The sequence below is a fragment of the Rhizobium sp. BK312 genome (assembly GCF_014193605.1).
Lineage (GTDB): Bacteria > Pseudomonadota > Alphaproteobacteria > Rhizobiales > Rhizobiaceae > Rhizobium.
The window spans coordinates 412,046-437,346 of sequence record NZ_JACHZP010000004.1 but is presented as its reverse complement, the minus strand read 5'-3'; the positions used below and the strand labels follow the sequence as shown (position 1 = coordinate 437,346).

Below are 25,301 nucleotides of genomic sequence, written 5' to 3'. Positions count from 1 at the left end.
GCTCTCTCCCGCATGGCTTTTCCGGTATTCGGTGCCGCATCGAGGAACTGCCCATGTATAGCTATATCGGAAAGAGGCTGCTCGTCGCCATACCGACGCTGCTGATCATTTCGATCTTCGTCTTCTCGCTGCAGAAGCTGCTGCCGGGTGATCCGGTGCTTGCCATGGCCGGCGAGGAGCGAGACCCGCAGGTGCTGGAGCTGCTTCGCGAGAAATACCGGCTGAACGATCCAGTCATCTACCAATATGGCTATTGGCTGCAGGGTGTCGCCAGGGGCGATCTCGGCGTTTCGCTACGCACCAATCAGCCGGTCCTCACGCTCGTAGCGGAAAAACTGCCCGTGACGATCCAGCTTGCCGTGATGTCGATGATCTTCGCCTTCATGATCGGCATCCCCATGGGCATTTTGGCGGCGGTGAAGAAGAACACCTTCATCGATTTTCTCGCCAATATCGTCGCCTTGTGCGGCCTGTCAGTGCCAAATTTCTGGCTTGGTATCATGCTGATCCTGCTGGTTTCGGTGAAGCTGCATTGGCTGCCGGCCTCGGGATACCAGCCGTTCTTCGAGGACCCCTGGCGTTCGATCCAAACCATGCTGATGCCATCCTTCGTCCTCGGCAATGCACTGGCGGCCACCTTGATGCGCCACACGCGGTCCTCAATGCTGAGCGTGCTCAGTGCCGACTATATCCGGACAGCCCGCGCCAAGGGCTTACCGGAGGCGGCCGTCGTGCTGCAGCACAGCTTCCGCAACGCCATCCTGCCTGTCGTCACCGTCAGCGCCCTGCTGTTCGGAGAACTGCTGGCCGGGGCAGTGCTGACCGAACAGATCTTCACCATCCCGGGCTTTGGCAAACTGATCGTCGATGCGGTTTTCAACCGGGATTACGCCGTCGTCCAGGGCGTGGTGCTCTGCACGGCCGTCGGCTTCATCGCCATGAACCTCATTGCGGATATTCTCTATGTCGTCCTCAATCCACGCATGAGGGCGGCCCTATGAGCACAATCGTTCAGGTGACTGCCGCAAGCGCCTCGGGCAAGCGAACTCCCAACCGGGCCTGGCGCAAGCTGCGAGCCAACAAGGGGGCACTGGTCGGGCTTGCGATCATCCTGTTCTTTACCGTGCTCGCTGCACTTGCACCATTGCTGCCGATCCCGGATCCGGTCGCTACCAGCTGGTCTGCAATCCGCAAAGCGCCCTCGGCCGCGCACTGGCTCGGCACCGACGACCTTGGCCGCGACATTCTCTCCCGCATGATCTGGGGCGCGCGAGCGTCCTTGATGGCCGGCGTCTTCTCGGTTGCCATCGCGGTGGCTATCGGCGTGCCTTTCGGCCTGATCTCCGGCTATTATGGCGGCTGGATCGATCAAATCATCTCGCGCGTCACCGAAGCCTTCCTGGCGATGCCTTTCCTGATCACCGCCATTGCGCTTGCCGCCTTCCTCGGCCCGAGCCTCACCAATGCGATGATCGCGATCGGGCTTTCGGCAACGCCCGTTTTCGTACGGTTGACACGCGGCCAGGTGCTGGCGGTCAAGATGGAGGATTATGTCGAGGGCGCCCGCTCGATCGGTCTGCGCCACCTCAGCATCATCACCCGTTACATCCTGCCGAACGTCTTTGCTCCGATCCTCGTGCAGGCAACGCTCACCATCGCGACCGCGATCATCGCCGAGGCCAGCCTCTCCTTCCTCGGCCTCGGCCAGCAGCCACCCGCTCCTAGCTGGGGTTCAATGCTCAACGTCGCCAAGAATTATCTCGAACAGGCGCCCTGGATGGCCATGTGGCCGGGTACCGCCATTTTTCTCGTCGTGATCGGCTTCAATCTCCTCGGCGACGGCCTGCGCGATGCGCTCGACCCGCGCGAAGCATGAATAAACTCAAAAGGATGCCCCAATGACCGCATTCACCACCCGCCCCGAAATCCTCGGCACCTTCGGCGTCGTCACGTCTACGCACTGGATCGCATCCGCCGTCGGCATGAGTATTCTCGAAAAGGGCGGCAATGCCTTCGACGCCGCGGTTGCCACCGGCTTCGTGCTGCAGATCGTCGAGCCGCATCTCTGCGGGCCGGGCGGCGACATGCCGGCCATCCTCTATTCGAAGAAGAAGGATAAGGTCGAGGTCATCTGTGCCCAGGCGCCAGCGCCAGCCGGCGCAACGATCGAACATTACACGCGCGAGGGGCTGAAGCTCATCCCCGGCGATGGCCTGCTCGCGACCGTCATTCCCGGCGCCTTCGACGGTTGGATGCTGATGCTGCGTGACTACGGCCGGCTGACCGTCCGCGACGTGCTGGAGCCGGCGATCCATTATGCCGAAAAGGGCCACCCCGTCCTGCCACGCGTTTCCGCGACCATTGCAGGACTTGCCGAATTCTATCGTGAGGAATGGCCGACCTCCTACGAGACCTGGCTTCCCGGCGGTGCCGCCCCCGAACCCTGGTCCAATTTCAGGAACCCGGTTCTTGCCGAAACCTGGAAGCGGGTTGTTGCCGAGGCGGAAAGCAAGAGCGATCGCGAAGCGCAGATCGAAGCCGCACGCGACGCCTATTACCGCGGCTTCATCGCAGAGGCGATCGACACCTATGTCAGCAAAACGGAGGTCATGGATGCAAGCGGCGAACGCCACAAGGGCGTCTTGACCGCAGACGATATGGCGAACTGGCGGGCGACGATCGAGGCGCCGCTGACCTACGATTATCATGGCTGGACGGTCGCCAAGATCGGCCCCTGGGGTCAAGGCCCCGTCTTCCTGCAGACGCTGGCGCTGCTCAAGGGTTTCGATCTGGCCGGAATGGACCCGGCAGGCGCCGATTTCGTGCACACCGTCACGGAAGCGATGAAACTCGCCTTTGCCGATCGTGAGGTCTATTACGGCGATCCGAATTTCACGAATGTACCGCTCGAGACCCTGCTTTCGGACGCCTATGCCGATGAGCGCCGCCGACTGATTTCAGCGGATGCCTCGCTCGCCTTGCGCCCCGGCAAGCTTGCCGGCTTTGAAGGCCAATACGATCTCACCATGCAGATGCTTGATGCGCCGGAAGCCAAGGGCGGTGCGGTCTATGAGCCGACAATGTCGCATCTCACCGAAAAGCGCGGCGATACCGTGCATATCGATGTCATCGACCGCGAAGGCAATATGGTGTCGGTGACGCCATCCGGCGGGTGGCTACAATCCTCGCCGATCATTCCCGGTCTCGGCTTCTGCCTCAATTCCCGCGCCCAGATGTTCTGGCTGCAACCCGGCCTGCCCTCTTCACTTGCGCCGGGCAAGCGGCCGCGCACGACGTTGACCCCGACGATGGCGCTGCATGAAGGACGCCCGACGCTCGCCTTCGGCACGCCCGGCGGCGATCAGCAGGAACAGTGGCAGCTCTCCTTCTTCCTGCGCTATGTCCATCACGGGCTGAACCTACAGGAAGCGATCGACAAGCCGCTATTCCACAGCACGCATTTCCCCAGTTCCTTCTATCCGCGCACGCGCGAACCCGGCGGCCTGACGGCAGAGGCGAATTTCAATGCCGACGTGCTGGATACGCTCCGCAAGAAAGGCCATCAGCTGACCGTCGCGCCGGAGTGGACCGTGGGACGCCTCACCGCAGCGCGGCGTGACGCGGATGGTCTCTTGCGCGCTGCGGCAACACCGCGTTTGATGCAGGCCTACGCCGTCGGGAGATAGAGGCGCCGCAATCATTACGCGTGGCCTCTGTTGGGGCTTGGAGACAACAAGATCAAGAATGGGGAATCGATGACAATCAATGCCACGCAGACAATCGATCCGAACAGGCAGCCGGTGCTTTCGGTCTCCAATCTCTCCACCTCATTTCTCGTCGATGGCGAGTGGCGCCCGGTCGTGAAGGACATTTCCTTCGATGTCATGCCGGGTGAAACGGTCGCGATCGTCGGCGAAAGCGGTTCCGGCAAGAGCGTAACCTCGCTCTCGATCATGCGGCTGCTCGCCAGAGCCGGTAGCCGCATCGAGGGTGAAGTCAGGCTCAACGGCCGCGATCTCCTGACATTGCCGGAGGCCGAGATGCGAAAGGTGCGCGGCAAGGATGTCGCGATGATCTTCCAGGAGCCGATGACTTCTCTCAATCCGATCTTCACCATCGGCCGGCAGATTTCCGAGGCGCTGACCTGCCATGGCAATATTTCCAAGGCTGAAGCGAAGGCGGAAACGATCCGCCTCCTGGAAAAGGTGCGCATCCCCAACGCGTCCTCGCGTTTCGACGAATATCCGCACCAGTTTTCCGGCGGCATGCGCCAGCGCGTGATGATCGCCATGGCGCTTGCCAGCCGCCCGAAACTGCTGATCGCCGATGAACCGACGACCGCGCTCGACGTCACCATCCAAGGCCAGATCCTCGATCTCATCAAGGTGCTGCAGGAAGAGGAAGGCATGTCCGTCCTCTTCATCACCCACGACATGGGCGTCGTGGCCGAGATATCCGACCGCACCATCGTCATGTATCGCGGCGAGGCGGTGGAAACGGGCAAGACCGACGATATCTTTCATCGCGGCCAGCATCCCTATACTCGAGCCCTGCTGTCAGCCGTGCCGCGCTTGGGTTCGATGAAGGACCAGCCGCAGCCGCTGCGCTTCCCGATCGTTGACGCAAGCACTGGCGAGCGCAACGAGCCAAAGGCGCTCACAGACACCGTCGATCACCGCAAGACGCCGGTTCTCGAGGTTAAGAACCTCGTCACCCGCTTCGATCTTCGCGGCGGCCTGCTTGCCCGTCCGACGGGCGCTATCCACGCCGTCGAAAATGTCTCCTTCGATCTCGCTCAGGGGGAAACCCTGTCGCTGGTCGGAGAATCCGGCTGCGGCAAGTCGACGACGGGGCGCTCCATCATGCGCCTCATCACGCCGAAGTCCGGCGAAGTTCGGCTCGACGGCTATGATGTGATGAAGCTGGACGCGCTCGAACTGCGCCGGATGCGCCGCAGCATCCAGATGATCTTCCAGGACCCTTTCGCAAGTCTCAATCCGCGCATGACGATCGGGGCTGCGGTTGCCGAACCCTTCATCGAGCATCGCCTGGGCACGCGCGCCGAAGCCCGCGAAAAGGCCGCCGATCTTCTAGAACGTGTCGGGCTGAAAGCCGACATGATGAGCCGCTATCCGCATGAATTCTCAGGCGGCCAGCGCCAGCGCATCTGCATCGCCCGCGCGCTCGCCCTTGATCCGAAAGTGATCGTCGCGGACGAAAGCGTGTCGGCGCTGGACGTATCGATCAAGGCGCAGGTCTGCAATCTGCTGATGGATCTGCAGCAGAGCCTCAGCCTCTCCTATCTCTTCATCTCGCACGACATGGCCGTGGTCGAGCGCGTCAGCCACCGCGTCGCCGTCATGTATCTCGGCGAGATCGTCGAAATCGGACCGCGCGCGTCGGTGTTCGAAAATCCGCAGCATCCCTACACGAGGAAGCTGATGGCGGCCGTCCCGGTGCCGGATCCGTCCCGACGCGGCATCCGGCGCAACCTCGCAGTCGACGAGTTGAAGAGCCCGGTGCGCCCCGTCGGCTATCAGCCACCCGCGCGACACTATCGCGAAGTCTCGCAGGGCCATCTGGTTCGAATGGAAGAGGCCGCCTGAGGCGCATTCTGACCTTGACGCCGCCGAATTCCGGGCAAATATCGGCGTCCTGTTTCCATCTCATCTGGAGTGAATGATATGACCGATAACGTGCTCGATATTCCGGTAAAGAAGATCGACGGCAGCGATACGACGCTTGCCGATTATCGCGGCAAGGTCATCATGGTCGTCAATGTCGCGTCCAAATGCGGCCTGACGGTGCAGTATGAAGGGCTGGAAAAGCTCTATGAGGAAAAGCGGGACGAAGGTCTGGTGATCGCCGGCTTTCCGGCCAACGATTTCAAGGGCCAGGAGCCGGGTAGCGATAAAGAGATATTAGAGTTCTGCACGCTGACCTATGACGTGCAGTTTCCCATGTTTTCCAAGATCGCCGTGACAGGTGAAAACCGCCATCCGCTTTATGACAGCCTGATCGCCTCCGGCGTCGAGACGGTAGGAGACGGGCCGATGCGCGAACGGCTTGCCAAACATGGCCTCGAGACCGGGCAGAACGGGGGTATCGTCTGGAATTTCGAAAAGTTCCTGATCGGTCGCGACGGCGACGTTGTTGCCCGCTTTGCGCCTGATGTAACTGCGGACGATCCGCGCCTGCTCTCCGCTCTGGAAAAAGAACTGGCTCGCGCTGGCTGAAGTCCGCGGCAAATCGGATAAAAGCCGAATTAATTCAGAATAATAAGGTCTATTTTTGCAAGCAGGGCGAGTATTACTTCGCCCTGCTATGTCGTTGCTTACGACTACGCTCAGGAGTATTTTCAAGTCTTCGAATATATCCGAAGAAACGCCACATCAATCTGGGAGGAAGATGTCATGCGTGAACCTGATATGCAGAAACTTGATGCCCTGGTCGGTCGGCTGGTCGGCGATCTCGGTGCAGCGGTCTCCGGTGTGCTGGTCACGCTTGGAGACCATCTAGGCCTCTTCAGGGCCATGGCGGATGGAACGCCGATGACGTCGGCCGAACTGGCCGACAAGATTGGCGTGAAAGAGCGTTATGTGCGCGAGTGGCTGTCGGCTCAAGCTGCCGCCGACTATGTCAGCTATGACGACGAGACCGAGCGCTTCTATCTGACGCCGGAACAGGCCATGGTGTTTGCGGAGGAAAACAGCCCCGCCTTCTTCACCGGCGCCTTCGATGTCGTCCAATCCATGTGGCTCGACGAGCCGAAGATCGCCAATGCCTTCAAAACCGGCAGCGGTTTCGGCTGGCATGAGCACAGCGCCTGCCTGTTCCGCGGCACGGAGCGGTTTTTCCGTCCAGGCTACAACAGCCATCTCATTACGGAATGGATACCGGCGCTGAACGGCATGCATGAAAAGCTTCAAGCCGGCGCGGCTGTCGCCGATGTCGGCTGCGGCCACGGTGCCTCGACCATCCTGATGGCGCAGGCCTATCCGAACTCGACCTTCTTCGGCTTCGACTACCACCTGCCATCGATCGAGCGGGCGCGCGCTGCCGCCAAGCAGGCGGGCGTCGATACCCGCATCACGTTCGAGCAGGCAAGCGCCAAAGATTTCCCGGCTGTCGGTTACGATCTTGTCGCCATGTTCGATTGCCTGCACGACATGGGCGATCCGGTCGGTGCCGGTAAACACGTCAAGGAAAGCCTTGCCGACGACGGCACCTGGATGATTGTCGAACCCTTTGCGCATGACTGCCTGAAGGACAATCTCAATCCGGTCGGTAGGGTCTTCTACGGCGCTTCGACGATGATCTGCACACCCGCTTCGCTGTCGCAGGAAGTAGGGCTGGGCCTCGGCGCCCAAGCCGGCGAGCTGAAGCTGCGCAAGGTGGCCATGGATGCGGGCTATTCGCATTTCCGTAAGGCAACTGAAACGCCGTTCAACATGGTCTTCGAAGTCAGGGCATGACCGGCTAGAGGACGCCGGGCCGCGTTAGGCCCGGCGCCTTTCGTGTGATTAGGCCTTCACGACGCTCGCCTGATAGATCTCGTCGATGGTTTTTGCGAGGCTGGCGTCGAATTCAGCATCGCTCATCGTCACGCGCAGATCCTCGGTCAAAGCTCGGGAGAAGCTGGCGATCATTCCATGATTGTGGCTGAGCTTTTCGCAGGCATCCGCACGGCTGTAGCCGCCCGAAAGCGCCACGACGCGCGCCACCGCCTTGTGATCGACGAGAGGTTTGTAGAAATCCGGAACAGTCGGGATCGTCAGCTTGAGCATGACCTTCTGGCCGGCCGGAACTGCATCGAGCCTCTGAGCGATCTCGTCCCGCAGAATAGCCTCGGCCTCCTGCTTGGTCGGGCTCTTGATGGAGACTTCCGGTTCGATGATCGGCACGAGACCATGGCCGAGGATTTGGTGTCCTATCTCGAACTGCTGCTTGACCACCGCGGCAATGCCGGTCTTGTCGGCGTTGACGATGACCGAACGCATCTTGGTCCCGAAGATTCCCTTCTTCGCCGCACGGGCAAGCAGAACGTCGAGATCCGGCATCGGCTTCATCACCTGTGCACCGTTCTCCTCGGCCGCCAGACCCTTGTCGACCTTGAGGAAGGGGACGACACCGCGATCGGCCCAGAGATAGGTGGGAACCGGTTTGCCCTTCGCCTCACCATCCATGGTCTTCTCGAAAAGAATGGCGCCAATCACCTTATCTCCGGAAAATGAGGGAGCCGTCATGATGCGCACGCGCATTTCATGCATCAGGCGGAACATTTCCTCGTCGCCATTATAGTCGGAATCGGCGATCCCATAGAGACGGAGAGCGCCCGGGGTCGAGCCTCCGCTTTGATCGAGGGCAGCGATGAAGCCACCCTTGCCCGACATCTGCGACATCATCTTTTCGTCAGCCATACTATTCTCCCTATTGCGTAACGCCGCGCGGCGCATACGGACTTTCTGGGCCGGACAAGCCTCAGGCATTTCCGACCGGTTGCAAATATCGGCCTTGGCGAACGATTTCACCCCTGGTCCGGCCATGCAATCGACCGATATCTGAGAAACCTAACGGAATTCCGATTGTTATCCAGTCGAAATGCACAGCATTTTCGAGAAATCAATGACCGTGAACTGCGGAGTTTTGGGTGTGACAGCTCACCAAAACGGTTCTTTCCGCGCCAACTCGCCGAATAAACCGATTAAGGCGGTTATTACTGGAAGATCGCGCGCCGGGAACCGGTCGAGCAATATTTTAACTTCAGCTTTTCACCATCCGTGTGATTGAGCCGTTTTGAGCTGGTTTGCTTTTGGTTGGGTTTTACAGCCCGTTTTCTGGCGCGAAAAAGGAGAAAGGGCAAACTGCATGGCATTAGTGATTCCGCTCAACTCTCCTCGCGCCTTCATGTGGCACGAGGCGCCCTCGATCAGCGAGGCGACGACAATATTCATCTCACCCTCGTGTCCGAAGGATAACACGACGCCAATGGCGTAGGTCTTGCCGGTGCGAAGATTGATACCGCCGAGATTGGGCCGATAACCGAGCTCGCCAGTGACGCGCCGACCTACTTCGCGACGCAAGCCGCGTCCTACAATCCCTGCACCTTCGACAAATCATTCCGCTTCCGCCATGTCGACGCGAGAATGCCCGCAGGCGGGTAACGATGAAGCGCGGGCTGCGATCAAAGTCGACGAGGGGTGCGTGTTTGGGCAGTCGATCCGATGTTGTCGCATGACATCAGGACACAACCTTAAGCATAGATATTCAGCCGGCATTCAGAAAAGCAATCTTAAGATGCATATCGTCAGCCATTCTATTATTAGGGGAATCTCATGGACAAATATACCAAAACTGTTTTGACAATCATCGCCGTCGCACTTGCGACAATTGCCATCCAAAACACGATTACGCCGGCGCAAGCCGTCGGTGGCGGCTGCGGCACGGAAACCTACCGGCCCTGCTATGTAAAGCTGGTGAACTAGCGCAATCAACACTGCCCGGGGGATACCCCGGGCAGCTTTTATCTCAGCCGATTATGATTCAGCGCCTTTTCGCGCAGCCTCAAGAGCCGTGCGCGCGCCTGCCCTGAGCTGAGCGGTTTCCGTGCCGGCGATAACCAGATCAAGACCAAGCTTCAGATATTGGCCCGCACGATCGCCATCGCCGCCGAAGGCGCAGATCACCTTGCCATGAGCACGGCACCGCGCAAGCGCGGTTGCAAGCGCCTGGTCGATCGCGGCACTATCGGGTGCAAGGCGTGCGCCGTTTGAAAGCGCGATCGAAAGATCAGATGGGCCGACAAAGATGCCGTCGATGCCGTCAACAGCCAGGATCTCGTCGATGGCGTCGAGCGCCATGCGAGTTTCGACCATGGCAATGGTGACGGTCAGGCTATTGGCGCTCTGCAGATAATCTTCAGCCGGCAGGCCGAAATGATTGAGGGCCAGCGACGGCCCCCAGCTGCGCTCGCCGAGCGGCGGATACTTCGTCGCCTGCACCAAGGCGCGCGCATCATCGGCGGAATTGATCATCGGTGCGATGATGGCAGAGGCACCGGCATCGAGAAGCCGCGAGGCGGAGGCGAAATCGCCGACGGGAATACGGGCAATCGCCGGCTTACCCGCCAAGCGCACATGGGCGATGCCGTTGGCGGCGGACTCCATGTTCCACATGCCATGCTGCATATCGAGCACGATGGTATCGAAGTCTTCCTGCGCCAGATGATTGACGAGCATCGGATCGGGTATGCCGACCCAGCCGGAGATCATGCCGCCATTCTCGCGGCGTTTCAGGCGTCCGGCAAATCCGTTCATGTCAGTCGTCATCGTTTTTCCTCACCTATCAACAGCAGGACTCTGTCTTTTTTGCCAGCATCGGCCGCCAAATCACGGCGAGCCGTTGCAAGCGACAATACTCAATTCCCATTGCCGAGCCACTCGAAAGTACACATGCGACGGACACAAATCGACAAACCACGGCTCCGACCGTGGTCGGCCGCCGTGCAGGAAGATGATTTCAAATCTGCCAGACGACCATAACAAATTTGCAGCTATCTCGATCGGTTAGCCGTGCCCACAAGGCGACCAAGGCGTGACTTAAGACGAGCGATGCCGCTAGGCAGAAGGCATCGCCCCATCATAGGATCTCGGCGGCTCCTTACCGCTCAACGCCCGGCAAAGCGCTGCTTCGCAAAATCCGTGACAGGCGTGTAAAGACTGATGAGCGTTCCCTCGGGATCGCGGATTTGCCCTGCCCGGTTTCCCCACGGCATCAGCTTCGGTTCGTGCACGACCTCTACCTTGTCCTTCAACCTTGCGAATTCGGCATCGACATCGTCGACCTGGAATTCGATAACAAGCGATCGGTTGACGCCGGGTTCGGCACTGCCCTCGCGAAATAGGGCGACAGTCTCGGCACTTCCAATCGCAAGTGTTGCCGCTGGGGTGACGATCTCGGCAAAGACCGGCGCTAGCCACTCCGCAGCCTGACCGGTGACCATCTCATAAAACCCGACCATCTTCTTGATGTCGGCAACGATCAGACGTGTGGATGCCAGTTTCATCGCATACTCCTTCAAAATGCCCGCCAACTCTGTTGTTGGCGGCTCGAAGGCTCTTGTTGCATAAGGCTGTTGCCACCATACTGGCAGCAGGAGTCAGCAGGAATGCGTCGCGCCGATCGTTTGTTTCAGATCATACAGATATTGCGCCGGTCGAGCCGCCCGGTAACTGCTGCCGCGCTGGCGGTTGAACTCGAAGTCTCCAAGCGCACGGTCTATCGCGACATCGCCGATCTGATGAGCCAGCGGGTTCCGATCGAAGGTGAGGCAGGCTTCGGATATCTTTTGTCGCCTGGCTACGAAATGCCGCCGCTGATGCTGACGCCCGAGGAGATCGAGGCCGTCGTCCTCGGGGCGCAATGGGTTGCGGGTCGTGCCGACAAGGCCCTTGCCAATGCCGCACGCGACGTGGTTGCCAAGATCACCGCGATCGTGCCCGGGCACCTGCGTCCCTTCATCCTTGAGCCGAGCGTCGGCGCCAAACCGTTTCTTCAGGGAGGCCAAGAGGAAAACATCGACCTGCCGTTGTTGCGGACGGCAATCCGCGAAGGACGAAAACTTCGGCTGCGCTATCGGTCCGATGCGGGTGCGGAAAGCACAAGGATCGTCTGGCCCGTTATTCTCGGCTATTCCGACACGAGCCGCATTCTGGTGGCATGGTGCGAACTGCGCCAGGGCTTCCGGCATTTCCGCACGGAACGGATTCTCGTGGCCGACATGCTGAATGACGGTCATGGCTTGCGCCCAGGCGAGCTTCGCCGCCGCTGGTCCGCCTGGCGAGAGGCAGAACTCCAGCAAACTCAACGGAAAGGGTGATTATCGGGTGCCGACGCTGTTGGCCGCCTGCACCCGATAATCTCAGATGATCCCGCCGCCACCGGCAACGGAAACCGGACGCTCGGCGGCCACCTTGCGGCGATAGCCGCTCGCCCTGTAAGTCGCGACCGGATCGATCGCGCCGCCCGCACGGCGGCGAGCTTCGGCGAGGATCGGCTCGACATCGGCGCGATAGGCGCGCTTCAACGTCTCGGACGCCATCAACGCATCGTTCGCATCCTGATACTCGCCAAGTGCATTGCGATCGACGATCAGCGCCTGAGCGTACGCACGGCGGATCTCGTTGGCGCTGGAAATCAGGCTTTCGATCGGGTCCGTGACGTTATGCGACTGGTCGATCATATGCGCCGGATTGAAGTCGTTGACTCCGCGCCGTTCCGCATCGACCAGCTCGTTGAAGACGAGGAAGAGGCGGTAGGGCTCGATGGCACCGGCGTCGAGATCGTCGTCGCCATATTTCGAATCGTTGAAGTGGAAACCGCCGAGCTTGCCGAACTGGATGAGACGCGCCACGATCATCTCGATGTTGGTATTCGGTGCGTGATGGCCGAGATCGACAAGGCACTGCGCCTTGGGGCCCAGTGTCTGCGCGATCAGGTAGTTGGTGCCCCAGTCCTGAACGACCGTCGAATAGAAGGCCGGCTCATACATCTTATGCTCGGAAAACAGCCGCCATTCATCCGGAAGCGCTTTATAGATCTCGGCCATGGCAGCGAGATAGCGCTCGAATGCCTTGGTGAAATTGGTCTGACCGGGGAAGTTCGAGCCGTCGCCGATCCATACCGTCAGCGCCTTCGAGCCAATGGCCTTGCCGATCTCGATGCATTCGATGTTGTGCTCGACGGCCTGCGCGCGGGTTGCCGCATCGACATGGCTCAGCGAACCGAACTTGTATGAATGAGCCTGGCCGGGCGCGTCGGAGAATGTATTGGAGTTCATGGCGTCAAAGCCGAGGCCAAGCGCATCGCCCTTCGCCTTGAGTTCGCGCGGATCGGCCTTATCCCAGGGGATATGCAGCGAAACCTTCGGCGTTGCCCGCGTCAGCTGCTGGATGACGGCGCAATCGTCGAGCTTGTCGAAGATGCCGCGCGGCTCGCCGGTGCCTGGGAAGCGGGCAAAGCGGGTGCCGCCGGTGCCGACGCCCCAGGACGGGACCGCAACGAAGAATTCGGAGACCTTCCGGGTCACGGCCTCGATATCGACGCCGCGCCGGGCAAGCGTGGCGCCGAGCGCCCCATAATCGGATTTCAGCGCAGCGGCGCGCTTGTCGTTTTCTACAGCAACCAGATCGGGCGCAATTCTAAACTCGGCCATTCTTTCCTCCCAAATGCGTCATTCGAAACATTACAGCCTCTCGACTAGCTGTTCCATCTTCTCCCCACCGGGGAGAAGATGCCCAACGGGCAGATGAGGGGAGTGAGGAGCATAGCGACTCACATCTTGAGCGTAAGCGAAAGATAGAACCACATGTGCAGCCCCCCTCATCCGACCCTTCGGGCCACCTTCTCCCCGGTGGGGAGAAGGAAAAATGTAGCAAACTACCGCGTAAAGCTCTGCGCGTTACCGGCGTCGACGTTGATGATGTTGCCCGTCGACTTGGCGGAAAGATCCGAAGCCAGGAAGTAGATCGCCTCGGCAATGTCCTCTGGGAAGACATTGAGCTTCAGCATCGAGCGCTTGCGGTAATGTTCCTCCAGCTCGTCCACCTCGATCTTCGAGGAGGCGGCGCGCTGCTCACGCCATTCGCCGTTCCAGATCTTCGAGCCGCGCAGGACGGCGTCGGGATTGACCGTATTCACGCGGATGCCGGCTTCAGCACCCTCGAGCGCCAGGCAGCGGGCCAGATGGATTTCGGCGGCTTTGGCCGTGCAATAGGCGGCGGCATTCGGCGAGGAGGCCAAACCGTTCTTCGATGCGACGAAGACGACATTGCCACCGAGATTCTGGCGGCGGAACAGCCGGAAGGCTTCGCGCGAGACGAGGAAATAGCCGGTCGCGAGAATGTCGATATTGCGGTTCCACATCGAAAGCTCGGTGCTTTCGATCGGTGCTGACGATGCGATCCCGGCATTCGATACCAGAATATCGACACCGCCGAATTCGACACAGGCCTCGGCAAAGGCGGCAATGACGGCATCTTCCTTCGTCACGTCGAGCTTGACGCTGCGCACCGCATCAGCGCCGTATCTCTTGGCAAAATCCGCCTGGGTACCCTCAAGCGCCGCCTGGTCGATGTCAGCCAGAACCACGCAGGCGCCCTCGCCCACAAGGCGCGCCGCCGTGGCGCGGCCGATGCCGCCGGCGCCGCCGGTGACGAAGGCCACACGGCCGGCGAGGCTCTTCGGCTTCGGCATGCGCTGCAGCTTTGCCTCTTCCAGCAGCCAATATTCGATATCGAAGGCTTCCTGTTCGGGCAGGCCCTGGTATTCGGATACGGTCGACGCGCCGCGCATGACGTTGATGGCGTTGACATAGAACTCGCCGGCAATACGGGCAGTCGCCTTGTCGCGGGCGAAGGACAGCATGCCGACGCCGGGAACGAGGAAGATCACCGGGTTCGGGTCGCGCATGGCCGGCGAGTTGTCGTGCTTGCAATCGTTATAGTAGCGCGCGTAGTCGGCGCGGTAATCCTCCAGCGCCTTGTCGAGACCGGCGATCACTGCATCGACATCGGGCTTAGCCGGATCGAAATCGACGATCAACGGGCGGATCTTGGTGCGCAGGAAATGGTCCGGGCAGCTGGTGCCGAGCGCGCCGAGCGGGCGAAGATTCTTCGAATTGACGAATTCGAGCACGGCGTCCTGATCGTCGAAATCGCCGAGCTTGCGCTCAGCCTTGCCGATCCGGCCGCGAATTTCGGGCATGAGCCGGGCGGCGATGGCACGACGCTCCGCTTGCGGCAGGCTCTCGACAGCAGTGCCGCCGAAAATGGTCTTACCTTCCGTCTTGGCGGCAAACCATTCGATCGCCTTGTTGATGATCTGAAGCGTCAGCTCGTAGCACCCCTTTGCATCATTAGCCCAGGTGAACAGGCCATGACTTTCGAGTACGACGCCCTTGGCATTCGGATGTGCCTTGACGAAGGCTTCGAGATCAAGACCGAGCTGGAAACCGGGGCGACGCCAGGGGAGCCAGCCGATATCGTCGCCGAAGATCTCGCGTGTCAGCTCGCGCGAGTTCTTCGAGGCGGCGATGGCGATGATGGCATCGGGATGCATGTGATCGACGTGGGTGAACGGCACGAAACCATGCAGCGGCGTATCGATCGAAGCGGCGCGGGCATTGAGATTGAAGGTGCAATGCGGCAGGAAGCCGACCATGCGATCCTCGTCGGCAACGCCCTGATAGATGTTCTTCAGGCTGTCGAGCTTGTCCTGATAGAGCGTCGCGAAACCATCGAGCTTGATGGTGCCGACATCGCCGCCGGAGCCCTTGACCCACAATACTTTGACCTTTTCGCCCGAGAGCGGATCGGTTTCCATGACCTTGGCCGACGTGTTGCCGCCGCCGTAGTTGGTGATACGCTTGTCGGCACCGAGCAGATTCGACCGATAAAGCAGCTTGCCCGACTCATCCAAGCCTGCCGCATACGCATCATCCCAACGGTTCTTCAGAAGCTGAACGCCAGCCGCCATGTCATCCTCCCTTGAAATCAAGTCTTTCAGGCGGACCGGATCGTGTGGAGCCGCCCTTTGTGAGCAGGGTATCGCTCACGTATAGTCACCTTGTCAATCGAAAACGATCAAATTCGATAATGCTGCGATGCAATATGAAAGTTTATGATCGTTTATGATTGACACATTGTCATATTTGCGAAATAACCGCCGACAAGGAGGAGCCAATGCACGAACGCGAACGCCATCGCATTATCCTGAGCGCCGTACAGGAAAAGTCTGTCGTGACGATTCAGGATATTTCCGAGCTGACCGAGGCTTCGGAAGCGACGATACGCCGTGATATCGCTGCCCTGCACGTCCAGGGAAAGATCCGGCGCGTGCGCGGCGGCGCGGAATCGATCCATCCCCCACAGCTCGGCAATCTGGCAGCGAGACCGTTCCGTGTATCCGAAGCCGTCAACATCGACAGGAAACGCGCAATTGCGCGCAAGGCCGCCGAACTCTGCAATCCCGGCGACGCCATCATCATCAACGGCGGCACGACCACGTTCCAACTGGTTCACTATATCTCGGCCTTCCGGCTGCAGGTGATGACGAATTCCTTCGCCATCGCCGAACATCTGGTCAAGCATTCGAAGAACAACGTGACGGTGCCGGGCGGCGCGATCTATCGCGAACAAAGCCTGATCCTCTCGCCCTTCGACAACGACACGATCCGAAATTTCTATGCGCGGCGCATGTTCGTTGGTGCACAGGGCGTAGGCCCGCTCGGCATCATGGAAGCCGACGCGCTGGTCATCCAGAGCGAGCAGAAGCTGATGCGCCAGGCCGACGAGCTCGTCGTCATGGTGGATTCGAGCAAGTTCCGCCAGCGCTCCAGCCTGATCCTTTGTCCGCTCGAACAGGTCTCAACCATCATTACCGATGACGGCGTAACCGCCGAAACTGTGCGCATGATCGAGGATGCGGGTATTTCGCTCATTATTGCAAATGTTTCGGCTCAGGCCGAGGAGGAGGATTCCCCGTCGGTCGCGTGAGACGCGCGGCCGAAATGGGGTGAGCATGCCTATTAACTTTGGGAGGAAGTGACATGAATATAGCAAAGAAACTGGCGATCGGCGTCGCGCTCGCCGCGACACTGATGGCCGGCGCGGCAAGTGCAAAGGACGTCAAGATCGGTCTCGTCGTGAAGTCGCTGGGCAACGGCTTCTTCGAGGCCGCCAACAAGGGCGCCCAGGAAGCAGCCAAAGATCTCGGCGGCGTGCAGGTGATCTACACCGGCCCGACCTCAACCACGGCCGAGGGCCAGATCGAAGTGATCAACTCGCTGATCGCGCAGGGCGTCGATGCCATCGCAATTTCCGCAAACGATCCCGACGCAGTCGTCCCGGCACTGAAGAAGGCGGCACAGCGTGGCATCAAGGTCATCTCCTGGGATTCCGGTGTCGCCAAGGCCGGTCGCATCCTGCAGCTGAACCCCTCGTCCAACGAGCTTATCGGCAAGATGTGCCTGACGCTCGCCAAGGATCATCTCGATGGCGGCAAGGGCGACTTCGCCATCCTGTCGGCAACGACCACCTCGACCAACCAGAATATCTGGATCGGCGAGATGAAGAAGCAGCTCAAGGATTTCCCTGGCCTCAATCTGGTGACAACAGTCTATGGCGACGACCTCTCGGACAAGAGCTATCGTGAAGCCCAGGGCCTCCTGACTTCACATCCGGAAGTCAAGGTCATCGTCGCCCCGACGACCGTCGGCGTGCTTGCCGCTTCGCAGGCCGTCAAGGACGCCGGCAAGATCGGTAAGGTCTATGTGACCGGTCTCGGCCTGCCGTCCGAAATGGCCGGCGCAATCAAGTCGGGCGCCACGAAGGAATTCGCGATCTGGAACCCGATCGATCTCGGCTATTCCGCAACGCAGATTGCCTATCGCCTCGTCAAGGGCGAGACCGACGGCAAGCCGGGCAGCGAGATCAATGCCGGCCGCATGGGCAAGATCAAGGTCGGCGAAAACGGCGAAGCCGCCATGGCCGATCCGTTCGTCTACAACGCCTCGAACATCGATCAGTTCTCCAAGGTTTTCTGATCGAAAATCGAACTCGCAGCTCTCCGGCGGCATCAGCCGCCGGACCTGGTTTCACTGATCCGGTATATTGCTGATGACCACAGTCCTTCAACGTTCCCTCGCGGACGCACCAGCCGCGAACAATCAGGCCATTCTGGAGATGCGCGGCATTTCCCAGATCTTCCCCGGCGTGAAAGCGTTGGATGGCGTCAGCATTTCGCTTTACCCCGGTAAGGTCACCGCCCTCATCGGCGAGAACGGCGCCGGCAAATCGACACTCGTTAAAATCCTAACAGGTATCTATCGCCCGAACGAAGGCGAGATCCTTGTCGACGGCAAACCAAAGGCTTTCGCCAGTGCGCAGGCGGCCATCGATGCCGGCGTCACTGCCATTCATCAGGAAACGGTGCTCTTCGACGAGCTGACTGTTGCCGAAAACATCTTTCTCGGTCATGCGCCGCGCACATCCTGGCGCACCATCGATTGGAAGACGATGAACAGCCGATCGAAAGAGCTTCTCCAATCGCTGGAAAGCGCCATCGATCCGACAACCCGATTGAAAGACCTCTCCATCGCACAGCGCCATCTTGTGGCAATCGCTCGCGCTCTGTCGATCGAGGCCCGCATCGTCATCATGGATGAACCCACAGCAGCTCTTTCGCGCAAGGAGATCGACGATCTCTTTCGCATCGTCGAGGGATTGAAGGCGAAGGGTAAGGCCATTCTGTTCATCAGCCACAAGTTCGATGAACTCTATGAAATCGCCGATAATTTCGTCGTCTTTCGCGATGGTCGCGCCGTCGGCCATGGCGAACTGAAGTCGACGCCGCAGGACGAGATCGTCCGCATGATGGTCGGCCGCGACGTCAAGGATGCTTTCCCGAAGGTGCCTGTCACGATCGGCTCCACCGTTCTCGAAGTCGACAACTACTGTCACCGCACCGAATTCCGCGACATTTCCTTCAAGCTTCGGCGCGGCGAAATTCTCGGCGTCTACGGCCTGATCGGCGCCGGACGATCCGAGCTTTGCCAATCACTCTTCGGCATCACCAAACCGCTGTCCGGGCGTCTGACGCTCGACGGGCAGGAAATCAAGGTGCACTCGCCGCAGGACGCCATTGCCGCCGGCATCGTCTATGTGCCGGAAGAGCGCGGCCGCCACGGCCTGGCGCTGCCGATGCCGATCTATCAGAACATGTCGCTCCCGTCGCTCGGACGCACCTCCCGCAAAGGCTTCCTGAAGGCGGCCAATGAGTTCGCTCTCGCCCGTAAATATGCCGAAAGGCTCGATCTGCGCGCCGCCGCCCTATCCGTGCCTGTAGGAACGCTCTCCGGCGGAAACCAGCAGAAAGTGGTCATCGGCAAGTGGCTGGCGACGCAGCCGAAGATCATCATTCTGGATGAACCCACCAAGGGGATCGATATCGGTTCGAAGGCCGCCGTCCATGGCTTCATCAGCGAGCTGGCGGCCGAAGGCCTCAGCATCATCATGATCTCCTCCGAACTGCCCGAGATTCTTGGCATGGCGGACCGCGTGCTGGTCATGAAAGAGGGCCTGTCCGCAGGCCTGTTCGAGCGCGACGGGCTGACGCCGGAAACCTTGGTGCGCGCCGCCACGGGAAATGCATAAGGAGAGCCGGATGCCACGCATCCTCAAAAAGCGCGAAACACTGCTCGCCATCATCATCGCCGTGATGATCGCCGGCTTCGCAACGCGTGCGGCCGGCTTTGCCGAGCCTGCCAATCTCGCCAATATCTTCAACGATACGTCGATCCTCATAATCCTGGCCCTTGCCCAGATGACGGTCATCCTGACCAAATCGATCGATCTCTCCGTCGCCGCAAACCTCGCACTGACCGGCATGGCGGTTGCGATGCTGAACGCGGCCTATCCCGATATTCCGCTGATCGCCCTCGTTATTACGGCGATTCTGATGGGCGCGGTTCTCGGCGCCATCAACGGTTACCTCGTCTGGGCGCTGGAAATCCCGCCGATCGTCGTCACGCTCGGCACCCTCACGATCTATCGCGGCATGGCCTTCGTGCTGTCGGGCGGCGCCTGGGTCAATGCCCACCAATTCACGCCGATCTTTTTGAACGTGCCGCGCACGCCGCTTCTTGGCCTGCCCGTGCTTGCCTGGATTGGCATCGCGATCGTGCTGATGATGTACCTGCTGCTGCGCTATACGCAGTTCGGACGCTCGGCCTATGCCAGCGGCGGCAATCCGGTCGCGGCAGTCTATGCCGGTATCGACGTCGGCTGGACGCGGTTCCTCGCTTTCGTTCTGTCGGGTGCGCTCGCCGGGCTCAGCGGCTATCTCTGGGTCTCGCGCTATGCGGTCGCCTATGTCGATATCGCCAACGGTTTCGAACTCGATAGCGTCGCCGCCTGCGTCATCGGTGGCATTTCGATTGCCGGCGGCGTTGGCTCGGTCGCCGGCGCGGTGCTCGGCGCCCTCTTCCTCGGCGTCATCAAGAACGCCCTTCCGGTCATCGGCATCTCGCCATTCACGCAGATGGCGATATCAGGCACCGTCATCATCCTTGCCGTCATCTTCAACGCCCGGCGCGAACGCAACCGCGGCCGCATCATCCTGCGCGATCAGGCCGCAAAGGACGCCGCCAGCCAGGGAGCACACGCATGAGCAACGGTTCGCAAGCGGCAACCGCGGAAAAGCGCGCCATTCCGGATCGCCTCGGCACGCCCTTCAAGCGCATCTTGGCGAGCTGGGAAACGCTGCTTTTTGGCGTCGCTGTCGCGATCTTCATCTTCAATTCACTGGCCTCGCCCTATTTCCTGGATCCCTTCAACCTCTCGGACGCGACCTTCAATTTCACCGAAAAGGCGATGATCGCCTTTGCCATGGCGCTGCTCGTCATCGCTGGCGAAATCGACCTTTCGGTCGCAGCCATCATCGCGCTCGCCTCGACCGCGATGGGGGCCGCCGCGCAAGCCGGCGTCGATACGCCCGGCCTCGTTGCCATCGGTATCGGCGTCGGTCTCGTCTGCGGCATCTTCAACGGCTTTTTGGTTTCTGTGCTGAAGCTGCCGTCGATCGTCGTTACCATTGGCACGATGAGCCTGTTTCGCGGCATTTCCTATATCGTTCTCGGCGATAAGGCTTACGGCAACTATCCGGATAGTTTCGCCTATTTTGGCCAGGGCTATGTCGTCTGGGTCTTCTCCTTCGAATTCGTGCTCTTCATCGTGCTTGCGATCGCCTTCGCAATCCTGCTGCATGCGACGAATTTCGGCCGGCAGGTCTATACGATCGGCAACAATGATTTTGCCGCGCGCTTCTCCGGCATTCCGGTCGAGCGGGTCAAGTTCATCCTATTTCTGCTCACCGGCATCATGAGCGGCATCGCCGCCGTCTGCCTCACCTCGCGCCTTGGCTCCACGCGTCCGTCGATCGCGCTCGGCTGGGAGTTGGAAGTGGTCACCATGGTTGTGCTCGGCGGCGTGTCGATCCTCGGCGGCTCCGGCACGATCGGCGGTGTCGTCATCGCCGCTTTCGTCATGGGCTTGGTCACCTTCGGCCTCGGCCTGCTCAACGTGCCGGGCATCGTCATGTCGATTTTCATCGGCCTCCTCCTCATCATCACCATCGCGCTGCCGATCGTCGCCCGCCGCATCAGGACCATGAGTTCCAAATGACCGCTGCTCTCGAACGCCACGCCTTCAAGATGACGCTCAATCCAGGCATGGAAGCGGAATACCGGAAGCGGCATGATGAAATCTGGCCCGAGCTGGTGGATCTGCTGCGTCAGGCCGGCGTCAGCGATTATTCTATCCATCTGGATCGCGACACGAACACGCTTTTCGGCGTGTTGATGCGGCCGAAGGATCACACCATGGCGTGCCTGCCCGAACATCCGGTCATGAAGAAATGGTGGGCGCACATGGCCGATATCATGGCGACTAATCCCGATAATTCGCCCATTCAGAGCGATCTCATCACGGTCTTCCATCTGCCATGAACACCGAGACAGCCTACCGCCACATCGCCGTCATCGACATCGGCAAGACCAACGCCAAGGTCGTTGTGCTGGATGCCGGGACAGGTGCCGAGATCGCCGCCGTCAGGACCGCAAACAGCGTTCTGAAGTCGGGTCCTTACCCGCATTACGATACTGACGGGTTATGGGATTTCATCATCTCGGCACTGAAGGGCTTTGTCCGCGCGCCAGGCTTCGACGCCATATCGATCACCACCCATGGCGCATCCGCTGTAATGCTTTCAGCCGATGGCAGCCTCGCTATGCCGGTTCTCGACTATGAGCATGGCTATCCGCAAGCCATTCAGAACGCCTACAGCCAGTTGCGCCCCAAGTTTGCCGAGACGTTTTCACCCGGATTGTCGGTTGGCCTCAATGTTGGCGCCCAAATCCACTATATGAAAAGCACCTTTCCGGCTGATTTCGCCCATGTCGCGACGATCCTGACCTATCCGCAATATTGGGCGTTTCGCCTGACCGGCGTTGCCTCCAACGAAGTGACGTCGCTCGGCTGCCACACCGATCTCTGGAACCCGACGACGCAAAGCTATTCGTCTCTCGTCGACGCGCTTGGCATTCGCGGGCTGATGGCGCCGATCCGTTCGGCTTTCGACGCGCTTGGACCGGTCTTGCCGGCACTCGCTGCGGATATGGGCCTCACGAAACCGGTGCCGGTCTATTGCGGCATTCACGATTCCAACGCTTCGCTTCTGCCCCATCTGGTTGAGAACGAAGCCCCCTTTGCCGTTGTCTCGACGGGAACATGGGTGATCAGTTTTAGCGTTGGCGGCGATCTCGACCATCTCGATCCCGCCCGCGATACTCTTGCGAATGTCGATGCTTTTGGCCGCACCGTGCCATCAGCCCGCTTCATGGGTGGCCGCGAATTCGAGATTCTGGCTGCCGAAATCGGCACGGCATCATCCGATGCAGTCGAAGCCGCTATCGAGGCGGTAATCGAGAGGGGCCTCATGCTGCTGCCCAACGTCGTTGAAGGATCGGGTCCCTTTCCCGGCCGCAAGCGGTACTGGATCGCGGATTATGCCGCGAGCAATGCCGAACGCCTTGCCGCCGTCAGCCTCTATCTCGCGCTGATGACGGAAGCCTGTCTCGGTCTGATCGGCGCTAAAGGACCGATCTTCGTCGAGGGTCCTTTTGCTCTCAACCATGCTTATCTCAAAGCCCTGTCCGCTTTGACGAATAGCGACGTTATCGCGCTAGCGGGCTCGACAGGCACCAGCCAGGGGGCAGCGTTACTGACGGGCATCCGCCCTGCGACAACAACGGAAAACTCGCCGGTTCGCGCCGAACTGGCCGGGTTAACCCGCTATCGACAAGCCTGGCGCGACGCTTTGATCGCTTAAGCCCCGGTCCCGGATAGTTCGGCAGCCGCGATTTCGGCAACATGCAGCGTTGGCTGGACGTGCTCGTCCTCGCCATCTTCGATCAGCCAGGCAGCCGAGAGACCGGCCCAGGCAACGATCCATTGCAGCAGTCGTCCGCGTTCCAGCCCCGCCACCTCGGCAACGACCGTCACTTGCCGGGCAAGACGACCGGGAGATGTGGCGACGGCATTATCGGGATTGCAGAACAGATTGGCGTAATCAAAGCCGCGCTCGCCCACGAGACCCTTTGGATCGATCGCGAGCCAGCCGCGCTCTGCGAAGTCGAGGATATTGCCGTGATGAATGTCTCCATGCAGGGCTACGATATCGCGAGGCTCCGACAACAGCGCGCGGGCGACAACCGCGGACTGGACGAAAATACCGCCTTCACAATGAGCCATCGCTTCGAGCGAACGAAACCGGTGGACAAGCGGAATCAATTGCGGCAAGGCGCCCCCGCGAGAGGCATGAAGCCCAGCGACGGCTTTGCAGATGATCCGGGTTGCCTCGTCGTCCTCGCCATTCCTTGCCATCTCGGCAAGTGAGCGGCTGCCTGTCGCCCGTTCGAGCAGGATGGCATCGTCCCTATGTTCGAGAACGCGCGCAGCACCAATGCCATTCCACCAGACCATCAGTTCGGCACCCGATTTCTCCTCCGGCGCGTCCGCGATCTTCAGCATCGCTGGCTCGCCGTCACGACGCACGGGAAAAAGCCGGCTGGAATGCGTCACGATCGGAGCGCCGTCGGGGATCAGCCGCCAGATGTCAAAATAGACCTTCGAATCGTCATTCTCGTTCACGCTATACCGATCTCCTTGGCGCGGGCCGCGCCATGATAGGCGCCGCGGCTTATGTGGATCCGCGGCATGAAGATTTCCACCTTCAGATCCGCCTCGCCTTGCCGCCCTATTACCTAGGCCCTTGCGGCAGGCAGGCAACAACTATCCGTCGTCAAAATTTTCGGGAAAACGCTAAAATTGTCTTCGCGACGGTTATTTTCTTGCGGAATCGTCCCAATATTCCTACAGAAAATACCCTTATGAGCGCTTTCGAGATCAAAAAATGTCCGAAAGGGCCCATCGGCCTCGATATCAGCTCTGTCTTTTCCAAAAGAACGCCTTACGGCAGTTTGCGCGTCGAGACAGGCGATTGCGGGCGGGTTCAAAGGGCGCTGCCGCGCCTATCCAAGGAGAGCTAACATGAGTCTGAAGACATTGACGGCCGCGACCTTCGTCGCTTCGCTGGCCTTCGCACCTCTCGCACATGCGGACATCACCATCGGCCTCATTGCGCCGCTGACCGGCCCGGTCGCAGCTTACGGTGACCAGGTCAAGAACGGCGCGCAGACCGCTATCGAAGAAATCAACAAGAGCGGCGGCGTTCTCGGCCAGAAGCTCGTTCTAAAGCTCGGCGATGATGCCGGCGATCCGAAGCAGGGCGTATCCGTCGCCAACAGCTTCGTCGGCGACAGCATCCGCTTCGTCGTCGGTCCGGTCACCTCCGGCGTCGCCATTCCGGTTTCCGACGCGCTTGCCGAAAACGGCATCCTGATGGTCACGCCGACAGCAACCGCCCCGGGCCTGACCAATCGCGGCCTGACCAACGTCCTGCGTACCTGCGGCCGTGACGACCAGCAGGCCGTCGTTGCCGGCGAGTATGTCGTGAAGAACTTCAAGGATAAGAAGATCGCGATCCTCAACGACAAGGGCGCTTACGGCAAGGGCCTCGCGGATGCCTTCAAGGCAGCGATCAACAAGGGCGGCGTCACCGAGGTCGTCAACGACTCGCTGACCCCCGGCGAAAAGGACTACAGCTCCCTGACGGCGAAGTTGAAGCAGGCTGGCGTCGAAGTCATCTATTTCGGCGGTTATCATCCGGAAGCAGGCCTTCTGGCCCGCCAGCTGCACGACATCTCCGTCAAGGCGCAGATTATCGGCGGCGACGGCCTTTCGAACACCGAATATTGGGCAATCGCCAACGATTCCGCGGCCGGCACGCTCTTCACGAATGCATCTGACGCGCTGAAGAACCCGGATTCGCTGAGCGCCGTCGCCGCCCTCAAGGCCCGCAACATCCCAGCTGAAGCCTTCACGCTGAATGCCTATGCTGCCGTGCAGGTGCTGAAGGCCGGCATCGAGAAGGCCGGCAAGGCGGATGATGCCGAAGCCGTCGGCGCTGCGCTGAAGAAGGGCGAACCGATCGATACCGCCATTGGCAAGGTCACCTATGGCGAGACCGGCGACCTGACATCGCAGAGCTTCTCGCTCTACAAGTGGGAAGGCGGCAAGATCGTTTCGGCCGAGTAAGCCGTCACGTCATCGGTTTGGAATGGAACC

At 60.1% G+C, this 25,301-nt stretch carries 24 protein-coding genes; 17 read left to right on the top strand and 7 right to left on the bottom strand.

Annotation, left to right across the window (positions count from 1 at the left end):
• Window positions 1-53: 53 nt before the first annotated feature.
• The 6 genes from FHT85_RS14300 (at window position 54) to FHT85_RS14275 (ending at window position 7,475) form a co-directional block, all read left to right on the top strand.
• Window positions 54-1,001 carry an ABC transporter permease gene (locus FHT85_RS14300; RefSeq protein WP_112336930.1) on the top strand — a complete coding sequence of 316 codons (948 nt, stop codon included), beginning with the start codon at window positions 54-56 and terminating at the stop codon, window positions 999-1,001.
• Complete coding sequence (locus FHT85_RS14295) at window positions 998-1,876, top strand: ABC transporter permease (protein WP_112410834.1); 879 nt, start codon at window positions 998-1,000, stop codon at window positions 1,874-1,876. The genes FHT85_RS14300 and FHT85_RS14295 overlap by 4 nt, the downstream gene beginning before the upstream one ends.
• Before the next feature lie 22 nt (window positions 1,877-1,898).
• Window positions 1,899-3,686 (top strand): gamma-glutamyltransferase family protein, encoded by a 1,788-nt coding sequence (locus FHT85_RS14290; RefSeq protein WP_112410833.1) that lies wholly within the window; start codon window positions 1,899-1,901, stop codon window positions 3,684-3,686.
• A 69-nt stretch (window positions 3,687-3,755) separates the two neighbouring features.
• Window positions 3,756-5,606, top strand: coding sequence for an ABC transporter ATP-binding protein (locus FHT85_RS14285; protein WP_112410899.1), 1,851 nt, complete (start codon window positions 3,756-3,758; stop codon window positions 5,604-5,606).
• A gap of 78 nt (window positions 5,607-5,684) precedes the next feature.
• Window positions 5,685-6,236: a glutathione peroxidase gene (locus FHT85_RS14280; protein ID WP_112410832.1), complete on the top strand. Its 552-nt coding sequence runs from the start codon at window positions 5,685-5,687 to the stop codon at window positions 6,234-6,236.
• Between the two features lie 177 nt (window positions 6,237-6,413).
• Window positions 6,414-7,475: a class I SAM-dependent methyltransferase gene (locus tag FHT85_RS14275; RefSeq protein ID WP_112410831.1), complete on the top strand. Its 1,062-nt coding sequence runs from the start codon at window positions 6,414-6,416 to the stop codon at window positions 7,473-7,475.
• Window positions 7,476-7,523: 48 nt separating this feature from the next.
• Here FHT85_RS14275 and FHT85_RS14270 read toward each other — a convergent pair whose 3' ends face one another.
• Complete coding sequence (locus FHT85_RS14270; RefSeq protein WP_112410830.1) at window positions 7,524-8,420, bottom strand: fructose bisphosphate aldolase; 897 nt, start codon at window positions 8,418-8,420, stop codon at window positions 7,524-7,526.
• A gap of 351 nt (window positions 8,421-8,771) precedes the next feature.
• Complete coding sequence (locus tag FHT85_RS14265) at window positions 8,772-9,083, bottom strand: LacI family transcriptional regulator (RefSeq protein WP_112410829.1); 312 nt, start codon at window positions 9,081-9,083, stop codon at window positions 8,772-8,774.
• A gap of 252 nt (window positions 9,084-9,335) precedes the next feature.
• On the opposite strand from FHT85_RS14265, the gene FHT85_RS14260 reads away from it, so the two are divergent.
• On the top strand, window positions 9,336-9,485 hold the full coding sequence (locus tag FHT85_RS14260; RefSeq protein ID WP_183774155.1) for a hypothetical protein: 150 nt from the start codon (window positions 9,336-9,338) through the stop codon (window positions 9,483-9,485).
• A gap of 51 nt (window positions 9,486-9,536) precedes the next feature.
• Here the strand turns inward: FHT85_RS14260 and FHT85_RS14255 are convergent, their stop codons facing one another.
• Together FHT85_RS14255 and FHT85_RS14250 are read right to left on the bottom strand one after the other, a co-directional pair.
• Window positions 9,537-10,328, bottom strand: a complete 792-nt coding sequence (locus FHT85_RS14255; protein WP_112410828.1) for an HpcH/HpaI aldolase family protein — start codon at window positions 10,326-10,328, stop codon at window positions 9,537-9,539.
• Between the two features lie 338 nt (window positions 10,329-10,666).
• A complete protein-coding gene (locus FHT85_RS14250; RefSeq protein WP_112410827.1) occupies window positions 10,667-11,065 on the bottom strand; it encodes a VOC family protein in 399 nt (132 codons plus the stop codon).
• Window positions 11,066-11,167: 102 nt separating this feature from the next.
• Between FHT85_RS14250 and FHT85_RS14245 the strand changes: the two genes are divergently transcribed.
• The gene (locus tag FHT85_RS14245) at window positions 11,168-11,878 is read left to right on the top strand and encodes a helix-turn-helix transcriptional regulator (protein WP_112410826.1); all 711 of its coding nucleotides are present in this window, start codon (window positions 11,168-11,170) and stop codon (window positions 11,876-11,878) included.
• 42 nt (window positions 11,879-11,920) lie between these two features.
• On the opposite strand, the gene rhaI is transcribed toward FHT85_RS14245, so the two are convergent.
• Both rhaI and FHT85_RS14235 read right to left on the bottom strand, forming a co-directional pair.
• On the bottom strand, window positions 11,921-13,213 hold the full coding sequence (rhaI, locus tag FHT85_RS14240) for an L-rhamnose catabolism isomerase (protein WP_112410825.1): 1,293 nt from the start codon (window positions 13,211-13,213) through the stop codon (window positions 11,921-11,923).
• Between the two features lie 224 nt (window positions 13,214-13,437).
• Complete coding sequence (locus FHT85_RS14235) at window positions 13,438-15,534, bottom strand: bifunctional rhamnulose-1-phosphate aldolase/short-chain dehydrogenase (protein ID WP_112410824.1); 2,097 nt, start codon at window positions 15,532-15,534, stop codon at window positions 13,438-13,440.
• Window positions 15,535-15,740: 206 nt separating this feature from the next.
• On the opposite strand from FHT85_RS14235, the gene FHT85_RS14230 reads away from it, so the two are divergent.
• The 7 genes from FHT85_RS14230 to FHT85_RS14200 all read left to right on the top strand — a co-directional run bounded on the left by FHT85_RS14230 (window position 15,741) and on the right by FHT85_RS14200 (window position 22,944).
• Complete coding sequence (locus FHT85_RS14230; RefSeq protein WP_112336940.1) at window positions 15,741-16,553, top strand: DeoR/GlpR family DNA-binding transcription regulator; 813 nt, start codon at window positions 15,741-15,743, stop codon at window positions 16,551-16,553.
• 53 nt (window positions 16,554-16,606) lie between these two features.
• Window positions 16,607-17,602: a rhamnose ABC transporter substrate-binding protein gene (rhaS, locus tag FHT85_RS14225; RefSeq protein ID WP_112410823.1), complete on the top strand. Its 996-nt coding sequence runs from the start codon at window positions 16,607-16,609 to the stop codon at window positions 17,600-17,602.
• 73 nt (window positions 17,603-17,675) lie between these two features.
• Window positions 17,676-19,211, top strand: coding sequence for a sugar ABC transporter ATP-binding protein (locus FHT85_RS14220; protein ID WP_112410898.1), 1,536 nt, complete (start codon window positions 17,676-17,678; stop codon window positions 19,209-19,211).
• A 10-nt stretch (window positions 19,212-19,221) separates the two neighbouring features.
• Window positions 19,222-20,226 carry an ABC transporter permease gene (locus tag FHT85_RS14215; RefSeq protein ID WP_112410822.1) on the top strand — a complete coding sequence of 335 codons (1,005 nt, stop codon included), beginning with the start codon at window positions 19,222-19,224 and terminating at the stop codon, window positions 20,224-20,226.
• Entirely contained in the window at window positions 20,223-21,239 is a 1,017-nt protein-coding gene (locus FHT85_RS14210) for an ABC transporter permease (protein WP_112410821.1), read from the top strand. The genes FHT85_RS14215 and FHT85_RS14210 overlap by 4 nt, the downstream gene beginning before the upstream one ends.
• Entirely contained in the window at window positions 21,236-21,562 is a 327-nt protein-coding gene (gene rhaM / locus FHT85_RS14205) for an L-rhamnose mutarotase (RefSeq protein ID WP_112410820.1), read from the top strand. The genes FHT85_RS14210 and rhaM overlap by 4 nt, the downstream gene beginning before the upstream one ends.
• Window positions 21,559-22,944, top strand: coding sequence for an FGGY-family carbohydrate kinase (locus FHT85_RS14200; protein ID WP_112410819.1), 1,386 nt, complete (start codon window positions 21,559-21,561; stop codon window positions 22,942-22,944). The genes rhaM and FHT85_RS14200 overlap by 4 nt, the downstream gene beginning before the upstream one ends.
• Here FHT85_RS14200 and FHT85_RS14195 read toward each other — a convergent pair.
• Window positions 22,941-23,765 (bottom strand): aminoglycoside phosphotransferase family protein, encoded by an 825-nt coding sequence (locus FHT85_RS14195; protein WP_112410818.1) that lies wholly within the window; start codon window positions 23,763-23,765, stop codon window positions 22,941-22,943. The two genes, FHT85_RS14200 and FHT85_RS14195, sit on opposite strands and share 4 nt — an antisense overlap.
• Window positions 23,766-23,797: 32 nt before the next feature.
• On the opposite strand from FHT85_RS14195, the gene FHT85_RS14190 reads away from it, so the two are divergent.
• A complete protein-coding gene (locus FHT85_RS14190) occupies window positions 23,798-24,163 on the top strand; it encodes a hypothetical protein (RefSeq protein ID WP_112336947.1) in 366 nt (121 codons plus the stop codon).
• A gap of 1 nt (window position 24,164) precedes the next feature.
• Window positions 24,165-25,271 carry a branched-chain amino acid ABC transporter substrate-binding protein gene (locus FHT85_RS14185; RefSeq protein WP_112336948.1) on the top strand — a complete coding sequence of 369 codons (1,107 nt, stop codon included), beginning with the start codon at window positions 24,165-24,167 and terminating at the stop codon, window positions 25,269-25,271.
• The last annotated feature ends 30 nt before the right edge of the window (window positions 25,272-25,301 follow it).